This is a genomic window from Actinosynnema sp. NPDC049800 (genome assembly GCF_040656635.1).
Classification (GTDB): Bacteria; Actinomycetota; Actinomycetes; order Mycobacteriales; family Pseudonocardiaceae; genus Actinosynnema.
The window spans coordinates 330,578-346,033 of record NZ_JBFAMT010000002.1; the positions used below are offsets into that span (position 1 = coordinate 330,578).

Consider the following 15,456-nt stretch of genomic DNA (forward strand, 5'->3'; position numbering starts at 1 on the left):
GGGGTATCGGACGAGTGACCCCTACTCTGCTTGGCGTGGTCCATCCGAAGGCATTTGTGGCGCCCGTCGCGGCGAGCGGCGGTCTGCTCCTGCTGCTTCTCACGGGCGCCTGCGCGAAGCCGTCGGCGAGCCCGGAGCCGGTGCTGCTCCCGACGGCGTCCAGCTCGGCTCCGGTGACCTCGATCCCGGCGGTCGCGAACATCTCCGTGCGCCCGGCGGCCACCACCACAACGCCGCCGCCACCGCCACCACCTCCGACGGTCGCCGCGACGACCGCACCGCCGCCACCGGTGCAGGTCCAGCCGCCGGCCAGGCCGACGGCCGAGCCGACGACGACCCCGCCCCGGTTCGACCAGGTGGCCCTGGAGGGCTTCCCGTGCGACGAGGAGGGCGCGACGGCGGTCGACCCGGCGGGCCGTGCGCTGGTCTGCGAACCGAACCGCCGGGGGCGCCTCGTCTGGGACAGGGTCTGATTGCCGCTGCTCCGCAGACGGCGGGCGAGGTCGCCGGGAAGTCGACCTCGCGGGAGCGGGTCGGGTTGGGTCAGGGCCGGTGAGGGCCGGTGGGGGTGGTTAGGGCTAGAGGATGGGCTCGGGGACGTAGCCGGCTGCGGCCGGGTACTCCGCCAGCACGTCCTCGACCTGCCGGACCACGTCCGCGACCTGGTGCTCCGCCACGCCGGTGAACGACAGGCGGTCGGCCAGCAGGCCGTCCAGGGCGGCGCGGTCCAGCGGCAGGCGCTCGTCGGCGGCGAGCCGGTCCAGCAGGTCGTTCTCGGCCAGGCCCTGCTCGCGCATGGCCAGCGCCACCGCGACGGCGTGCTCCTTGATGGCCTCGTGCGCCGTCTCCCGGCCCACGCCCGCCCGCACCGCCGCCATCAGCACCTTGGTGGTCGCCAGGAACGGCAGGTAGCGGTCCAGTTCGCGCGCCACGACCGCCGGGTACGCGCCGAACTCGTCCAGCACCGTGATGAACGTCTCCAGCAGCCCGTCGAAGGCGAAGAACGCGTCCGGCAGCGCGACCCGGCGCACCACCGAGCACGACACGTCGCCCTCGTTCCACTGGTCGCCCGACAGCTCGCCGACCATCGACAGGTAGCCGCGCAGGATGACCGCGAAGCCGTTGACCCGCTCGCACGACCGGGTGTTCATCTTGTGCGGCATCGCGCTGGAGCCGACCTGGCCGGCCTTGAAGCCCTCGGTGACCAGCTCGTGGCCCGCCATCAGCCGGATCGTCTTGGCCAGCGACGACGGTCCCGCGGCCAGCTGCACGAGGGTCGAGACGACGTCGAAGTCCAGCGACCGCGGGTAGACCTGGCCGACGCTGGTCAGCACGGTGGTGAAGCCGAGGTGGCCCGCGACGCCCCGCTCCAGCTCGACCAGCTTGTCCCGGTCGCCGTCGAGCAGGTCGAGCATGTCCTGGGCGGTGCCGACCGGGCCCTTGACGCCGCGCAGCGGGTAGCGGGCGATCAGCTCGTCCAGCCGGCGGAACGCGGCCAGCAGCTCGTCCGCCGCGGTGGCGAAGCGCTTGCCGAGCGTGGTGGCCTGCGCGGCGACGTTGTGCGAGCGGCCGGCCATCACCAGGTCGGTGTGCTCGGCGGCACGGCGGGCGAGGCGCGCCAGGACGGCCGCCGTCTTGCCGCGCACGTGCTCCAGCGACCGCAGCACCTGCAGCTGCTCGACGTTCTCGGTGAGGTCGCGCGAGGTCATGCCCTTGTGCACGTGCTCGTGCCCGGCCAGCGCGTTGAACTCCTCGATGCGCGCCTTCACGTCGTGCCGGGTGACGCGCTCGCGCTCGGCGATGGACGCCAGGTCGACCTGCTCGACCACCCGCTCGTAGTCGGCGACGGCCTCGGCCGGCACCTCGATGCCGAGCTCTGCCTGCGCCTTCAGCACGGCGAGCCACAGCCGCCGCTCCAGCACGACCTTGTGCTCGGCGGACCACAGCGTGGCCAGCTCGGTGGAGGCGTAGCGACCGGCGAGGACATTGGCGATGCGGGGCTTGACCGTCACGTGACCAGCTTATTTCGCCCGGACGGGCGACCGGACGCCGGGGAGCGTCAGGACACGCCCAGCTTCGGGTCGGTGGCCAGCGACGCCAGCTGGTCGTAGGTCAGCAAGACCTTCTCCCGCCCGGCGACGTCCACCGGCGGCTGGTAGCCGAAACCCCTGACCTCCACCACCGAGCCGTCGAGGCGGAAGTGCGCCACGGCGTGCATGACGCCCTCCGGGTCCGGCAGGGCGGTCGTGCGCCAGGACGACATCACGGAGCTGCCGTCGCGCTGGCGGATCGGCCCCTCGCACCCGGCCTCGGCGCAGAACTCGTCCTGGGTCATCCCCGACCCGGGCGGGGCGACCCTCACCACCACCCTGCTGGTCCCCACATTGTCGACGAAGGTCAACCACGCGTAGACGTGCCTCGACGGGGAGTCGGTGGTCGCGGCGGCGTCGGCGGCCACCACCTTGACCTCCGGCGCGACCTCGGTGAACCTCTTGCGCAGGTACTCGAAGAGCTCGCTGTCGCCGCCCGTGAGGGGCTTGGTCGCGGCCGTGGTCGGCGGCTCGACCCCGGTCGGCTCCACGGTCGTGACCGGCGGTGGTGTGGTGGCCGGGACCTCGCTCGCCGACCCGGACGCGGTGGTGGTCAGCACCGCACCGCTCGCCGCGTCGACGCCCCGCCGCTGGTCGAGGACGCCGGGCAGGGCCAGCACGGTGCCGGTGAGGGCGAGCGTGGCCACCGCCACGGCCACCAGCGCGCGACGCCGCCTGCGCACGTGCTGGGCGCGTCGGATCAGCTCGTCGGCGTCGAACTCCAGCGGCGGCTCGTCACCGACCGCGGCCCGCAACCCCTCCCGCAGGTCTGCCTCGCTCATGACGCCACCACCGCCCCTCGCTCCAGTTCCTCCACCGCCACGCGCAGCGCCACGAGCCCGCGTGCCGTCTGGCTCTTGACCGTGCCCTCGGTGCACCCCATGGCCACCGCGACCTCGTTCACCGACAGGTCCTCGAAGTACCGCAGCACCAGCACGGCCCGCTGGCGCGGCGGCACCCGCAGCAACGCCGCGTGCACCAGGTCGCGCGCCCACAGCCGCTCGCCCGTCCGGTCCGGGTCCGCCGCCGCGTCGGCGACCTCGGGCACCTCGCCGTCGCGCTGCTCGGCCCGCCGCCACGGTCTGCGCTTCTCGTCCAGCCAGGTGCGCAGCAGCACCTTGCGGGCGTACCCCGACGCGTTGTCGCGCCACTCGATCCGGTGCCACGCCTGGTACAGCTTGAGCAGGCTGGCCTGCATCAGGTCCTCGGCCGTGTGCCAGTCGCCGCAGAACAGGTACGCCGTGCGCCGCAACGAAGCGGCGTGGCTCACCGCGAACTCACGGAAGCCCTGCTCTTCGGCCTTGCGCATGCGATCCGGTCCCCTTCCGCCCCCGCCCCCTTGCACGCGTGGGGCGTCAGCGGGGTTGCATCGCCTTGCCGAGCATCCGCCGGGCGGCCGCCCTGGGGTCCGGGCTGATCTCGATGAGCGCGTTCACCACGGCGCCGTCGACCAGCGCGATCAGCTCTTCGACGCGTTCCCGGCTGACCGGCTGACCGGCGCGGGCGAAGATGTCGAACAGCAGGGAGTGCAGCTCGCCGGACATCCTGCGCATCAACGGCCGCAGGTAGGGCCGCCTGCCCGTGGCGACGAGGCGTTCGTAGCGCAGCAGGACGGCTTCGGCGTCGCGGTCGCCGGACGGCCCGAGCAGCAGGTCGAGCACGAGCTCGACGAACGCGTCGCCGCCGCACTCGCGCGGGTCCAGCTCGTCCAGCCTGGCCTTGCCGTAGGCCAGCTCGGCGTTGCCCTGGAACTCCAGGGCCGCGGTCACCAGGTCGTCGAGCGAGTCGAAGTAGTACGTGGTGGACGCCAGCGGCAGGCCCGCGCGCTCGGCGACGGCGCGGTGCCGGATCGCGTCGAAGCCGCCGTCGACCAGGAGGCCGGCGGCGGCTTCGACCAGCGCCTGGCGCCGGCGTTCGCCCTTCGGCGTTGCGGCTGTCATTGCAGGAAAGGTACTAGTGCCCGCCGCCGGCCAGGTTGAGACCGATGACGCCGCTGACGATGAGGCCGATGGAGACGAGCTTGACCGTGCTGACGCCGTCGCCGAGCCAGATCATGCCGATCACGGCGGTGAGCGCCGCGCCGATCCCGGTCCACACCGCGTACGCCGGTCCGGCGGGCAGCTGCTTCATGGCCCACGCCAGGCCGGCGAAGCTGACCAGCGCGAACACCGCGAACACCACCGTCCACCACAGCCTGCTGAAGCCGTCGGACAGCTTCAGCGCGACCGCCCAGCCGGCCTCGAAGAAGCCGGACACGATGAGCACGGCCCACGCCATGACGACCACCTCCCAAATCTGGCACTAACGTACCAGATTTGTGGTACGCCAGTACTACAATGGTCGGTGATCCTGATCTCCGCGACCTCAGAACCGGGCGGCGAGCCGTTCGGCGAGCTTCGCCAGGTCGTCCGTCAGCGGACCTTCCGACGAACCCTGCTCCGGCCGGCTCAGCACGAACAGCCGCCGGCCGTCGGACGTCTCGGCGCTCGCGTACGCCCGCGAGTCGGCCGCCACCTGTTCGTAAGTGCCCGACGGCGCGAGCACCACGGACACCGTGCCGTGGACGTCGCCGTCGCGCACGAGGAAGCTCGCGCCCCGGGCGTCGGTCGGGCAGTCCGCCACGGCGGGCGCGGCCTGGTCGGCGTTGGCGACCGAGAGCTCGTCGGCGAGGGCGACGGCGAGCTCCCGGTCCACCTCAACGCACCCGCGTTGGGCGCTGCCGGTCGCGGTGCGACCGGCGCTCCCCCATGGCTCGTCCCCCTGCGTAGACGGGTCATCGGGGATGCTCTCGGGCGGGTTTCCACCGCTGCGCCCCGGTGGCGTGTCCTTCGACAGCACCTCCGGCTCGCCCGCGCTGAAAGGAGTGACGTTAGGGGACGAAGCCCGGTCAGCGGAACCCGCGGCGGACGTATCGCCGCTCGTGGTGCCCAGAAGGTTCGCGGAGACGGCCAGTCCGCCGAGCACGAGCACCAGCGCCATGGCGGAACCGACCGCGAGGGCCGACCTGCGCCGCGCCGTCGCCCGCGCCGAGGCGGACCGGACGGCACCCACGTCGAAGGACGCGGGCGGCACGTCCCGGGCCGCGTCGCGGAACAGCTCGCCGAGCTTCTGCTCGTCCACCTACCTCCTCCTCCCGCTCACGACGCCGGCCGCAAGTCGTCGATCGTGTCGCCCAACGCGTCGCGGAGGGCTTCCAGTCCCCTCGAGGTCTGGCTCTTCACCGTGCCTTCGGAACACCCGAGCGCCTCGGCCGTCGCCGCGACGTCCAGGCCCTCCAGGAACCTCAGCACGAGCACCGCCCGCTGCCTCGGCGGCACCCGCCGCAAGCCCGCGACCAGCGCCTCGCGCGTCGCCACCGAGTCGGCCACCTCGCCGTCGCCCGAGGGCCGCTCCGGGACCTCGTCCACGAAGCGCTCCCGCCGCCACGGCCGGCGCGACTCGTCGATCACCGCGCGCACCAGGCTCCGGCGGACGTAGGCGTCCAGGGCCTGCTTGTCCCGGACCTTGCGCCACCTGCGGTGCAACGCGACGAACGCGGTCTGCGCGAAGTCGTCCGCCCGGTGCCAGTCACCACAGAGCAGGAACGCCGTTCGGCGCACGGCCTCCCGGCGAGCCACGAAGTACTCCGCGAACTCCTGCTCGTCGCGCTGATCCACGCGGACTCTCTCCGCTCGTCGTGCTTGCACTTACCGGACGGAACCGACGGCGCCAACGGTTGCACGCCGGTTCACCGAGACTTGCGTCACCCCCATCGTGGTATGGCCGACACGATCGGGTCAGGGCTTGCCCGGTGTGATGTGATCCATTCGTGACCCAGCTCTCGCCGCTCGACTTCCGCTCCGACACCGTGACCCAGCCGGACGAGGCCATGAGACTGGCGATGTCCGCCGCCGACGTGGCCGACGACGTGCTCGACCACGACCCGACCATGCGCCAGCTCGAGGAACGGGTCGCGGAGCTGCTGGGCGTCGAGGCGGCGCTGTGGGTGCCGTCGGGGTCGATGGGCAACCTGATCGCGCTGACCATCCACCTGCGGCCCGGCGACCGGTTCCTCGCGCCGCGCGGCGCGCACGTGCTCGACAGCGAGCTCGGCACGGCCGCGTGGATCGCGGGCGGGATGCCGCACCCGTTGGAGTGCGACGCGGGACCCGGTCAGGCGTCACCCGAGGCGGTGCGTGCGGCGGCGGGGACGTCCGGGCCGTACTACACGCTGCGCACGACGCTGTTGTGCCTGGAGAACACGCACAACGCCGCCGGCGGGGCCGTGACGCAGCCCGACGAGCACGCGTTGCTGGTGTCCGCGGCGCGGGAGACCGGGCTGCGCGTGCACCTCGACGGCGCGCGGCTGTGGAACGCGGCCGTGGCGCTGGGGCTGCCGCCCGCCGCGTTGACGGTCGGGGTGGACACGGTGCAGGTGTGCCTGTCGAAGGGGCTCGGCGCGCCGGTCGGGTCGGTCGTGGCCGGGTCGTCGTCGTTCGTCGTGGAGGCGCGGCGGGTGCGCAAGATGCTCGGCGGCGGCGTGCGGCAGGGTGGCGTGCTGGCCGCCGCGGGGCTGGTGGGGCTGGGGCGCATCGACGACCTCGCGCACGACCACGCGAACGCCCGCGCGTTGGCCCGGGGCCTGACCGAGCTCGGGTGGCAGGTGGACGAGCCGGAGACCAACATCGTCCTGGCGGGCGTGCCGGACCTGGAGGTGACGTTGACCGGGTTGCGGCACCTGGGCGTGTTCGCCGGGCCGATGGCGGGCAAGGTGCGGTTCGTGCTGCACCGCGACGTGAACGCGGACGACGTGGCCGAGGCGTTGCGCCGGATCGGGTCGGCGAGCTGACGTGCGCTGGGTGGTGTTCGACTACGGCGAGGTGATCAGCGAGCCGACCCGGGAGCTGCCCGCGCTGGCCGCGCTGCTCGGGGTGCCGGTCGCGGACTTCTCGCGCGGGTACTGGACCGCGCGGGACGCCTACGACGCCGGTCAGCCAGACCTGGAGTACTGGCGCGCGGTCGGGGCCGCGGTGGACGTGCCGGTGGACGAGGAGCTGGCCGGGCGGCTCACCGAGGTGGACGTGCGCGGGTGGTTGCGGCCCGCGCCCGGCGCGGTGGAGCTGGTGGCCGAGCTGGCGTCGGCGGGCGTGCCGCTGGCACTGCTGTCGAACGCGCCCGTGTCGTTCGCGCGGACCGCCGAGCGGGAGCCGTGGACCACGCACTTCCGGCACCTGGTGTTCTCCGGCGACCTCGGCGTGGCCAAGCCGGACCCGCGGATCTTCGCCGCGTTGGCGGAGCGGATCGGGGCGCGGCCGGCGGACTGCGTGTTCTTCGACGACCGGCAGGTGAACGTGGACGGCGCGGTCGCGGCCGGGCTCCAGGGCGTGCTGTGGCGGGGACCGGCGCACGCGCGGCAGGTGCTCGGGTCCTAGCCCGGCGCCCGATCGGCTCAACGGCCGCTGTCGGCCCTCGCCGCGCGCAGCTCCTCGCGCAGTTCGGCCAGCTCTGCCCGGACCAGGCGGAGTTCGGCCGCGGTCGCCTGCTCGGCCTCGGTCACCGAGTCCTCGACCCCGCTGAGCCGTTCGACCAGCCAGGACGCGATCGTGCCGGTGATGACACCCAGCAGGGCGATGCCGCCGATCATCAGCAGTGCCGCGACCAGGCGACCCTCCCAGGTGACGGGGTAGCGGTCGCCGTAACCGACGGTGGAGATCGTGGTGAGCGTCCACCACGCGGCGTCGCCGAACGTGGTGATGGAGGCGTCCGGGTGGTCGCGTTCCGCGTCCAGCACGGCCAGCGAGGCGCACAGGCCGACCAGGAAGGTGACGCCCGCGGCGTAGACGCCGACGCGTTGTCGGAACCTGCCCGCGAACCGCTTGTTGAGCACCTTGAGGACGCTGATCAGCCGAAGCACCCGCAGCTGGCGGACCATCGGCAGCAGGACCGCGAGCAGGTCGAACAGGTGGGTGACGAAGAACCTGCGCTTGTCGACGGCGAGCGTGAGGCGCACGGCGTAGTCCACCGCGAAGACCAGCCAGATCAGCCAGAGGGCGACCTCGAGCACCGGGTGCAGGCCGGGGGTCGAGCGGCCGTCGAGGACCTGCCAGGCGTAGACCACCACGAAGAGGAGCGCCAGGCCCGTCAGCGGCCATTCGGCGCCGCGCTCCCAGCGGGCGAGGCGTCGTTCATCGGTCTCGAACACCGACCCATGGTGCGGGTCGGCTCCGCGTATTTCCAGCTCGGGGGGTCGAACGGGCAGGGTCAGGGCCCCTTGATGCCCTTCGGGCGCTTGTTGCTCTTGATGGCGCCGTACGCGGCGGTGCCCAGGAAGAGCACGCCACCGATCACCGCGAGCCAGAAGACGCCCTCGATCACGGCGCCGAGCACGGTGATCACGAGCCAGGCCGCGAGCAGCCACAGGATTATCCGGACCATGTCATCCGAACGACTGAACCACTGGATCAGTTCCCCACCCCGGACCCGATCCGGAGTACAACTGTCGTCATGATGACGACAACCAAGCACCCATCCGCCGCAACGCCTCCTCGATGTCGGGGGCAGCCCCGGCGAAGGACATCCGGATGAACTCGTGCCCGTGGACGGGGTCGAAGTCGACGCCCGGCACGATCGCGACCCCCGTGTCGTCCAGGAGGCGGCGGCAGAAGTCCATCGAGTCGTCGGTGAGGTGCGAGACGTCGGCGTAGGCGTAGAAGGCGCCGTCGGCCGGGGCCACCTTGTCGATGCCGAGGTCGGCCAGGCCCTTGAGCAGCACGTCGCGGTTGAGGCGGTACCCCTCGACCAGGCGCTCGGTCTGCGCGTACGACTCGGGCTCGAACGCGGCGACGGCCGCGTGCTGGGCCAGCGCGGGCGGGCAGAGCGTGAAGTTGCCCGTCAACCGGTCCACCGCCCGGCGCAGGTCGGGCGGCAGCAGCATCCACCCCAACCGCCAGCCGGTCATGGCGAAGGCCTTGGAGAAGGAGTTGACCACGATGGACTCGCGGGAGGTCTGCCACGCGCAGGCCAGGGGCGTGCCGTAGCTGATGCCGTGGTAGATCTCGTCGCTGACGAGCCGCACGTCGTGCTCGGCGCACCAGGCCGACAGGCCGGCCAGCTCGTCCGGGGACAGCACGGTGCCGGTGGGGTTCGCCGGGCTGGCCACCACGAGCCCGTCGAGCGGGCCGGCGTCGTCCAGCATCGCCACCGTCGGCTGGAACCGCGTGCGCGGGCCGCAGGGCAGTTCGACCACCTCGCACCCGAGCGCCGTGAGGATGTTGCGGTAGGCGGGGTAGCCGGGCCGGGCCAACGCGACCCGGTCGCCCGCCTCGAAGGCGGCGAGGAACGTCAGCAGGAACCCGCCGGACGAGCCGGTGGTCACCACGACGTCGTCCGCCGAGATCTCCAGCCCGTACTGGCGGTAGTAGTGACCGGCCAGGGCTTCCCGCAGCTCGACGATCCCCAACTGCTCGGTGTAGCCCAACGTCTGCTCGCGCAGGGCGCGGTGAGCGGCTTCCAGCACCGGTGTCGGCGCCGGACTGGACGGCTGCCCCGCCGCCAACGACACGACGTCCCCCACGACCCGCTGCCGCCGCGCCGCGGCGGACAGCACCTCCATGACGTGGAAGGGAGGCACATCGGCACGTCCGGCAACACCAACCATGGCGGCCAGGCTAATCGAACCCCCGGGAAGATCCGCAGGTCACCACTACTGTCGTGGCCATGCACCGCAGTCGCGTCTACGCCCTGCTGATCGACACACCGCGTGCCGAGGCCACCGAGGCCGCCGCCTTCTGGTCGGCCGCCCTCGGCGCACCAGCCCGCCCGGTGCCGGGCGAGGAGCAGTTCACCTCACTGCACCAGGCCCTGCCGCACCTCGTCACGGCCGTGCAGGCGGTGGACGACGAGCCCCGCTTCCACCTCGACATCGAGACCGACGACGTCGAGGCCGAGACGGCGAGGCTGCTGGCGCTCGGCGCGACCGAGGTGTCCCGCTGGCTGGAGTGCCGAGTGCTGCGCGCACCCGGCGGCCACCTGCTGTGCGTCCTGCCCGTGCACAGCCCGACCGCCCTGTTCGACTCCGAGTCCAACACCTGGCCGTAGCCCAAGGCCCATCAGCACCCGCCAACCGCCCAACCGCCCGGCCACCCGCCACCCGGCCACCCGGCCACGGTCAGAGGAATTCCTCCACCAGACCGGTGATCCTCTTCCGCAGCACGTCGGGGTCGACCGGGCCGTGGAAGTCGACCACGTCCGCCGCTCGCCTGCGCCGCCCGCTCCGGTCGATCGCCGCGGCGCCGAACTGGCCGCGCAGCTCCGGTCCGCCGACCAGGCCGTCGGGCAGCTCCGGCAGCAGCCCGACCAGCGCGGTGGCGAGGTCGTCGTCGACCTCCCGCACGGTGAGCAGGTCCCGGGTCAGCACGGCCAGCACCGAGCCCGAGCCGGTGGACGCGGCCAGCGCGCGCACCGCCGCTCTGCCCATGCCCAGCCGCAGGTCCGCCGACCGCGGCGGGTTGGCGATGAGCTTGAACGCCGCGCCGAGCCACGGGTCGAGCTCGCCGCCGCGTGCCAGTCCTTGGGCGGTCAGGTGGCTCCACGGCGCGGGATCGTCCTGCACGTGCAGGACGATCGGCATGGCGCCGAGGTCGAGGTGTTCCCAGGCAGTGCGGAACGCGGTGGCGCTGAGGGTCGCATTGGTCACCAGACGTCACTCCCGAATGACGGCGGGCATTGCTCCGGCCCCCCAGGCCCGCTCCGGAACTGACGTCCTGGAGGACGCGCGGGTTCCGTTTTGGCGCCGGGAACTCAGACCTCCTGCACCAGCTCCCACACGCACCCGGCGAGCCGGGCGTTGTCGATCGGGGTGATCGTGCTCCAGTTGCGACCGTCCGAACTGGGCCGCACCTGGTGCAGGTAGCGGCCGGACGGCGTGTCGTGCCAGGCGACCACGCGACCCGCGCGCACGGGCGGGCCGCCGGGCCGGGCGCGCTCGACGCCGAACTGGCCGCGGGTGCTCATCCCGTCGCACATGGCGGCCAGCTCCTGAGCCTCGTGCAGCGGCAACCCGTGCCGCTCCAACGCCAGCATCAGCTTCTCCGCGTCCAGCCCGGCCTCGTCGGCCGCCGCGCGCAGCACGTCGTTCGGCAGGCTGATCGACCGCCCGTGCCCGGCGGGCATGTCGCCCGCGACGGACACCGCCGCCTCGGCCAGCGCGCTGCCCCGTGCCTCGATCAGCCACACCTCGTCGCCGTCGACCACGGCGAGGATGCCCTCGTCACCGGCCGCCGCCGCAAGACCCTTGATCTTGCGGCGGTCGACCCAGATCCACAGGTCGATCGACACCTGCGGGTTGGCCAGCAGCGCGAACGCGTCGGCCAGCTCGGGCGTCAGCCGCCGGTTGGCCGCCAGCCCGCGCTCGCCGAGCGAGCCCCAGGCCTGCTCGACGAACACGGCGCGCTCGCTGTGCGTGATGCCCGGGCTCGGCACGTCCAGCGCGACGTTGCGCCGGGCAAGTCGCTCACCCTCCCACGCGACGTCGAACTCCAACGTGGACAGGACAACCGTGCCGCTCACTTCACTTCTTCTCGGTCTCGTCGCCGATGACCGACTGCACGACCATCCGCTCGTCGCCGAACACGTCGTCGGAGTCGACGCCGTACTTGCGGACGTGCTCCCCGTCCTCCTCGCCCGGACCGCCCTTGGCGCTGGCCGCCGGCTGCAACATCGAGGAACCCGCACCGGCCTTGCCCGCGACACCGCCGGCCGCGCCACGACCGGGCACGCGCTCGTCGGGGTCGATGGCGCCGATCGTCGCGGAGATGCCGGACTTCCCGGTCAACGTGGCGGGCATCCCGGGCACACCGCCCTTGCCGCCCGAACCACCACCGGTGCCCTTGCCGCCGGCGGGACCTTCCGGCGCCTTCGCGCCGCCGGGCATCGCCGGCGCGGTGTTGCGCACGAGCCGCGAACCGCGAGCCTGCGTCGCCGCCAGCCCGAGCCCGATCCCACCGGCCAACCCGAGCCCGAGCCCCAACCCGAAGTTGGACCCACCACCCGGCTTCCCGCCGAAGGCGGCCGGCGGCAGCACCGTCTGGCCACCGGGCTGGCTCGGCAACAACCCCGTCGAGCCGCCGGGCATCCCGGGCACCTGCGGCGGCACACCGACCGTGCCGCCGGGCAAGCCGCCCGGCACACCACCGGGGACACCGCCCGGCACGCCACCGGGAATCGCGGGCGCAGTCCCACCGAGCTGCCCGACCGACGCGACCGGCGTGCCGACGCTGGACGCCGCCGTCACGTCGAACTGCGGCGGCTTGTTCATGCCCTGGTACTGGTTCAACGCGTCCCGACTGGCGTCGGTGTACTGGTCGAGCCCGCGGATCGCCTGCTCGCGCGCCGCCTGGGTCTCCTTGACCTCTTTCGCGTGATCCGTCTCGTGCCCGAAGAACCCGAGGAACTCGTCCCCGACGTTCGTCTCCGTGTCACCGCGCAACTTCTGCGGCTCGGGCATCCCGTTGCGGGTGTGGCTGTACGTGGCGCCCTGCACCGCGGTGGCCTGCGAGTTCTGCTGCGCCGCGTCGTCCGCCTCGGCCGCGTAGTCGGCCATGACGGTCGTCTTCTGGTTCGCCTGCTCGCCGGCGGCGCCCTGCCAGTCGATGCCGAGCTTCTTCAGCTCCGTGCGCAGGGTCTGGTCCACGTCGGTCAGGCTGGCGGACAACTCGCGCAGCGCGTGCGACGCGTCGCTGAACTTCTGCGCGGCGTCACCCGACTGGAACTGCTGGACGAGGGTGGCCAGCGCCTGGTTGTCATAGCCCTGGAACCGGAAATCCGGAATGTCTCGATGCCCGCTCATGACTCTCCCCTCACGCCAATGTCGGCAAGGTGACGAGCGCCAGCTCGGCCGCCTTCTTCGCGTTGTCGCACATCTGCTCCTGGGAAGGCGTCTGCCCGATGGACGAGAAGTCCACGTACAGCTGCTGACCGTCGGCGACATCGACGGAGACGGCGCAATCCACGGTCGACGTGCCCTTGAAGGTGAGCTGCACGGCGGAGTAACCGCCCACCTCCACCTGCTTCACCGCGACGTTGCCGCTGCCGCGCCAGTACTCGATGCCCTTGCTCGTCACCAAGCCGACCTCATAGGTGACGCGAGGCGAGTCGTTGTTGTCGTACGCGCAGACCGGCTCATCGCCTGCCTTCACGATGTCGCCGTCGTTCCGCTCGGCTTCGACCACCGTGAGCTCTTTCATCTGCGCGGTGGTGAGGACCTTGCACGGGTCGATCCCGTCGAGCTTCACCTCGCGCGGGCGCGGCTTGTCGGGGGTCGCCGACGTCGCGGTGGACGTGGCCGTCGTCTCGCCGACGGGAGTGGCATCGCCGGGCTCGCGATTCGTGCAGCCCACGGCCACCAGTCCCAGGGTCGCGGCCACGATCACGACGCGAAGAACGCTAGTGGACACTCTTCGCCCCGAACGCCGTGGTGACTTCTTCCTCGGTGAACCCGTACTGCTCGGCCACCGAGCGCAGCTGCTTGACCAGGTTGTCGAGACTGTCGATGTACTGCCGGATGCGCTCGCCGTAGGAGTCGTCGGCTTCGACCAGCCTGCTGTTCCACGCCTCGGCCACCCCGGCGTTCACCGGGTCGGCACCGTCCCCGAGTTCGACCCTGAGGTCCTTGGCGGCCCTCTGCCAGGCCTTGTTCAACCGGTCCGCCTGGTCGTCGATGATCTTGCCGGCCTGCAGCACGGTGTCCCGGCTGACTTCGAACTTCTGACCCGACACCGGACTGGCGGCCATCGTGTCGTTGAGCAGCTTCTGCGCCATGAACATGTCGCCGACCGCCTTGCCGACGGCTCCCCCCGCGGCGGCGACGGCTCCTAGTAGGCCGGTCTCCTGTTCCACGACGTCCTACCCCCGTACGGTCGGTAACGGATTGAACCCGGTTCGAGGCTACCAACGACCACGTGAGCCAGGTCTGAGGTTGGACGAAGAAACGCCCGCGCCGGTTCCGCCGGGTCGGCGGGCGGGTGAACTGTCGCCGAAGACACAGACGGCACGCCGACCAAGTCGTGGTCGGCGTGCCGGTGGTCACGGCCGCGGGACCAGGAGGGCGCGGACGTGGTGCGAGCGGGCCTAGGGGGTGGTGATCTCGTCGTTCGCCGCACGCAGCGCGATGTCCGTGCGGTGGTGGGAGCCGGTCAGGTGGACGCCCTCCAGCCGGCGGTAGGCGTCGGCGCGGGCGTCGGCCAGGGTCTTGCCCGTGCCGACCACCGACAGGACTCGGCCGCCGATCGAGACGACGGCGCCGTCCTCGCGGCGGCGGGTGCCCGCGTGCAGGACGCCCTCCGCCTCGGACCCGCTGATCACGTCACCCGTGCGCGGCCGGCCGGGGTAGCCCTCGGCGGCGATCACGACGGTCACGGCGTGGCCCTCGGCCCACTCCAACGGCGGCACGGACGCGAGGGTGCCGGTGGCGGCGGCGTGGAACAGGGCCGCCGGCGGGGTGCGCAGCAGCGCCAGGACGGCCTGCGTCTCCGGGTCGCCGAACCGGCAGTTGAACTCGATCACCTGCGGGCCGGTGGAGGTCAGGGCCAGGCCCGCGTACAGCAGGCCGGTGAACGGGGTGTCGCGGCGCGCCAGCTCGTCCACGACCGGCTGGACGCAGGTTGACACGATCGTGTCCACGAGGTCGGGCGCGGCCCAGGGCAGGGGCGAGTACGCGCCCATGCCGCCGGTGTTGGGGCCCGAGTCGCCGTCGCCGACGCGCTTGAAGTCCTGCGCGGGCAGCAGCGGCACCACGGTGGCGCCGTCCACCAGGCAGAACAGCGAGACCTCCGGCCCGTCGAGGAACGACTCCAGCAGCACCGGGTGGCCGTGGTCGAGCAGCGTCATGGCGTGCGCGCGGGCCACGGCTCGGTCCGCGGTGACGACCACGCCCTTGCCCGCGGCCAGGCCGTCGTCCTTCACGACCCACGTCGGGCCGAAGCGGGTCAGCGCCGAGTCGAGCCGGGCCGGGTTGTCGACGATCTCCGAGGTGGCGGTCGGCACGCCCGCGGCGGCCATGACGTCCTTCGCGAACGCCTTGGAGCCCTCGATCCGGGCCGCCGCGGCCGACGGGCCGAAGCAGGGGATCCCGATGGCGCGCACGGCGTCCGCCGCACCCGCCACCAGGGGCTGCTCCGGCCCGACCACGACCAGGTCGGCGTTCCACTCCTTGGCCAGGGCCGCGACCGCGCCCCCGTCGGTGACGTCGACCCCGTAGGTCTCGGCGACACCGGCGATGCCGGCGTTGCCGGGCGCACAGGCCAAAGCGATCACCGAAGGATCCCGCGACAAAGCGAGGACAAGGGCATGTTCACGGGCGCCAGACCCGATGACCAGGACACGCACGGTG

20 protein-coding genes are annotated in these 15,456 nt (G+C 72.4%); 4 read left to right on the top strand and 16 right to left on the bottom strand.

What is annotated here, in order from left to right:
- Positions 1-35 precede the first annotated feature (35 nt).
- A complete protein-coding gene (locus AB0I91_RS04315; RefSeq protein WP_498771823.1) occupies positions 36-473 on the top strand; it encodes a hypothetical protein in 438 nt (145 codons plus the stop codon).
- 105 nt (positions 474-578) lie between these two features.
- Here the strand turns inward: AB0I91_RS04315 and purB are convergent, their stop codons facing one another.
- The 7 genes from purB to AB0I91_RS04350 all read right to left on the bottom strand — a co-directional run bounded on the left by purB (position 579) and on the right by AB0I91_RS04350 (position 5,746).
- On the bottom strand, positions 579-2,012 hold the full coding sequence (gene purB, locus AB0I91_RS04320) for an adenylosuccinate lyase (RefSeq protein ID WP_499607943.1): 1,434 nt from the start codon (positions 2,010-2,012) through the stop codon (positions 579-581).
- 47 nt (positions 2,013-2,059) lie between these two features.
- Positions 2,060-2,872 carry a hypothetical protein gene (locus AB0I91_RS04325; protein ID WP_498771819.1) on the bottom strand — a complete coding sequence of 271 codons (813 nt, stop codon included), beginning with the start codon at positions 2,870-2,872 and terminating at the stop codon, positions 2,060-2,062.
- Positions 2,869-3,399 carry an RNA polymerase sigma factor gene (locus AB0I91_RS04330; RefSeq protein WP_498771817.1) on the bottom strand — a complete coding sequence of 177 codons (531 nt, stop codon included), beginning with the start codon at positions 3,397-3,399 and terminating at the stop codon, positions 2,869-2,871. The genes AB0I91_RS04325 and AB0I91_RS04330 overlap by 4 nt, the downstream gene beginning before the upstream one ends.
- A gap of 46 nt (positions 3,400-3,445) precedes the next feature.
- Positions 3,446-4,030 (bottom strand): TetR/AcrR family transcriptional regulator, encoded by a 585-nt coding sequence (locus tag AB0I91_RS04335; protein WP_498771814.1) that lies wholly within the window; start codon positions 4,028-4,030, stop codon positions 3,446-3,448.
- Positions 4,031-4,043: 13 nt separating this feature from the next.
- Positions 4,044-4,367, bottom strand: coding sequence for a DMT family transporter (locus AB0I91_RS04340; protein WP_498771812.1), 324 nt, complete (start codon positions 4,365-4,367; stop codon positions 4,044-4,046).
- An 87-nt stretch (positions 4,368-4,454) separates the two neighbouring features.
- Positions 4,455-5,210 carry a hypothetical protein gene (locus tag AB0I91_RS04345; RefSeq protein WP_498771810.1) on the bottom strand — a complete coding sequence of 252 codons (756 nt, stop codon included), beginning with the start codon at positions 5,208-5,210 and terminating at the stop codon, positions 4,455-4,457.
- 17 nt (positions 5,211-5,227) lie between these two features.
- Complete coding sequence (locus tag AB0I91_RS04350; protein WP_498771808.1) at positions 5,228-5,746, bottom strand: SigE family RNA polymerase sigma factor; 519 nt, start codon at positions 5,744-5,746, stop codon at positions 5,228-5,230.
- Between the two features lie 152 nt (positions 5,747-5,898).
- On the opposite strand from AB0I91_RS04350, the gene AB0I91_RS04355 reads away from it, so the two are divergent.
- Together AB0I91_RS04355 and AB0I91_RS04360 are read left to right on the top strand one after the other, a co-directional pair.
- Positions 5,899-6,918 (top strand): threonine aldolase family protein, encoded by a 1,020-nt coding sequence (locus AB0I91_RS04355; RefSeq protein WP_499607935.1) that lies wholly within the window; start codon positions 5,899-5,901, stop codon positions 6,916-6,918.
- A 1-nt stretch (position 6,919) separates the two neighbouring features.
- Positions 6,920-7,501: an HAD family hydrolase gene (locus tag AB0I91_RS04360; protein WP_499635161.1), complete on the top strand. Its 582-nt coding sequence runs from the start codon at positions 6,920-6,922 to the stop codon at positions 7,499-7,501.
- A gap of 17 nt (positions 7,502-7,518) precedes the next feature.
- Here the strand turns inward: AB0I91_RS04360 and AB0I91_RS04365 are convergent, their stop codons facing one another.
- The 3 genes from AB0I91_RS04365 to AB0I91_RS04375 all read right to left on the bottom strand — a co-directional run bounded on the left by AB0I91_RS04365 (position 7,519) and on the right by AB0I91_RS04375 (position 9,726).
- Positions 7,519-8,271, bottom strand: coding sequence for a potassium channel family protein (locus AB0I91_RS04365; protein WP_499635164.1), 753 nt, complete (start codon positions 8,269-8,271; stop codon positions 7,519-7,521).
- Between the two features lie 59 nt (positions 8,272-8,330).
- Positions 8,331-8,504, bottom strand: coding sequence for a hypothetical protein (locus AB0I91_RS04370; protein ID WP_181320179.1), 174 nt, complete (start codon positions 8,502-8,504; stop codon positions 8,331-8,333).
- A gap of 67 nt (positions 8,505-8,571) precedes the next feature.
- On the bottom strand, positions 8,572-9,726 hold the full coding sequence (locus AB0I91_RS04375) for a pyridoxal phosphate-dependent aminotransferase (protein ID WP_499607928.1): 1,155 nt from the start codon (positions 9,724-9,726) through the stop codon (positions 8,572-8,574).
- A 59-nt stretch (positions 9,727-9,785) separates the two neighbouring features.
- Here AB0I91_RS04375 and AB0I91_RS04380 point away from each other — a divergent pair, with 59 nt between their 5' ends.
- On the top strand, positions 9,786-10,166 hold the full coding sequence (locus tag AB0I91_RS04380; protein ID WP_498771798.1) for a VOC family protein: 381 nt from the start codon (positions 9,786-9,788) through the stop codon (positions 10,164-10,166).
- A 70-nt stretch (positions 10,167-10,236) separates the two neighbouring features.
- Here AB0I91_RS04380 and AB0I91_RS04385 read toward each other — a convergent pair whose 3' ends face one another.
- The 6 genes from AB0I91_RS04385 to purD form a co-directional block, all read right to left on the bottom strand.
- Positions 10,237-10,764, bottom strand: a complete 528-nt coding sequence (locus AB0I91_RS04385) for an ESX secretion-associated protein EspG (protein WP_499635167.1) — start codon at positions 10,762-10,764, stop codon at positions 10,237-10,239.
- A 104-nt stretch (positions 10,765-10,868) separates the two neighbouring features.
- On the bottom strand, positions 10,869-11,636 hold the full coding sequence (locus AB0I91_RS04390) for an ESX secretion-associated protein EspG (RefSeq protein WP_499635170.1): 768 nt from the start codon (positions 11,634-11,636) through the stop codon (positions 10,869-10,871).
- Between the two features lies 1 nt (position 11,637).
- Complete coding sequence (locus AB0I91_RS04395) at positions 11,638-12,915, bottom strand: PPE domain-containing protein (protein ID WP_499607922.1); 1,278 nt, start codon at positions 12,913-12,915, stop codon at positions 11,638-11,640.
- 10 nt (positions 12,916-12,925) lie between these two features.
- Positions 12,926-13,498: a DUF3558 domain-containing protein gene (locus AB0I91_RS04400; RefSeq protein ID WP_499635173.1), complete on the bottom strand. Its 573-nt coding sequence runs from the start codon at positions 13,496-13,498 to the stop codon at positions 12,926-12,928.
- Positions 13,499-13,511: 13 nt separating this feature from the next.
- Complete coding sequence (locus tag AB0I91_RS04405; protein ID WP_498771788.1) at positions 13,512-13,964, bottom strand: hypothetical protein; 453 nt, start codon at positions 13,962-13,964, stop codon at positions 13,512-13,514.
- A 231-nt stretch (positions 13,965-14,195) separates the two neighbouring features.
- The gene (gene purD, locus AB0I91_RS04410; RefSeq protein ID WP_498771786.1) at positions 14,196-15,452 is read right to left on the bottom strand and encodes a phosphoribosylamine--glycine ligase; all 1,257 of its coding nucleotides are present in this window, start codon (positions 15,450-15,452) and stop codon (positions 14,196-14,198) included.
- Positions 15,453-15,456 lie beyond the last annotated feature (4 nt).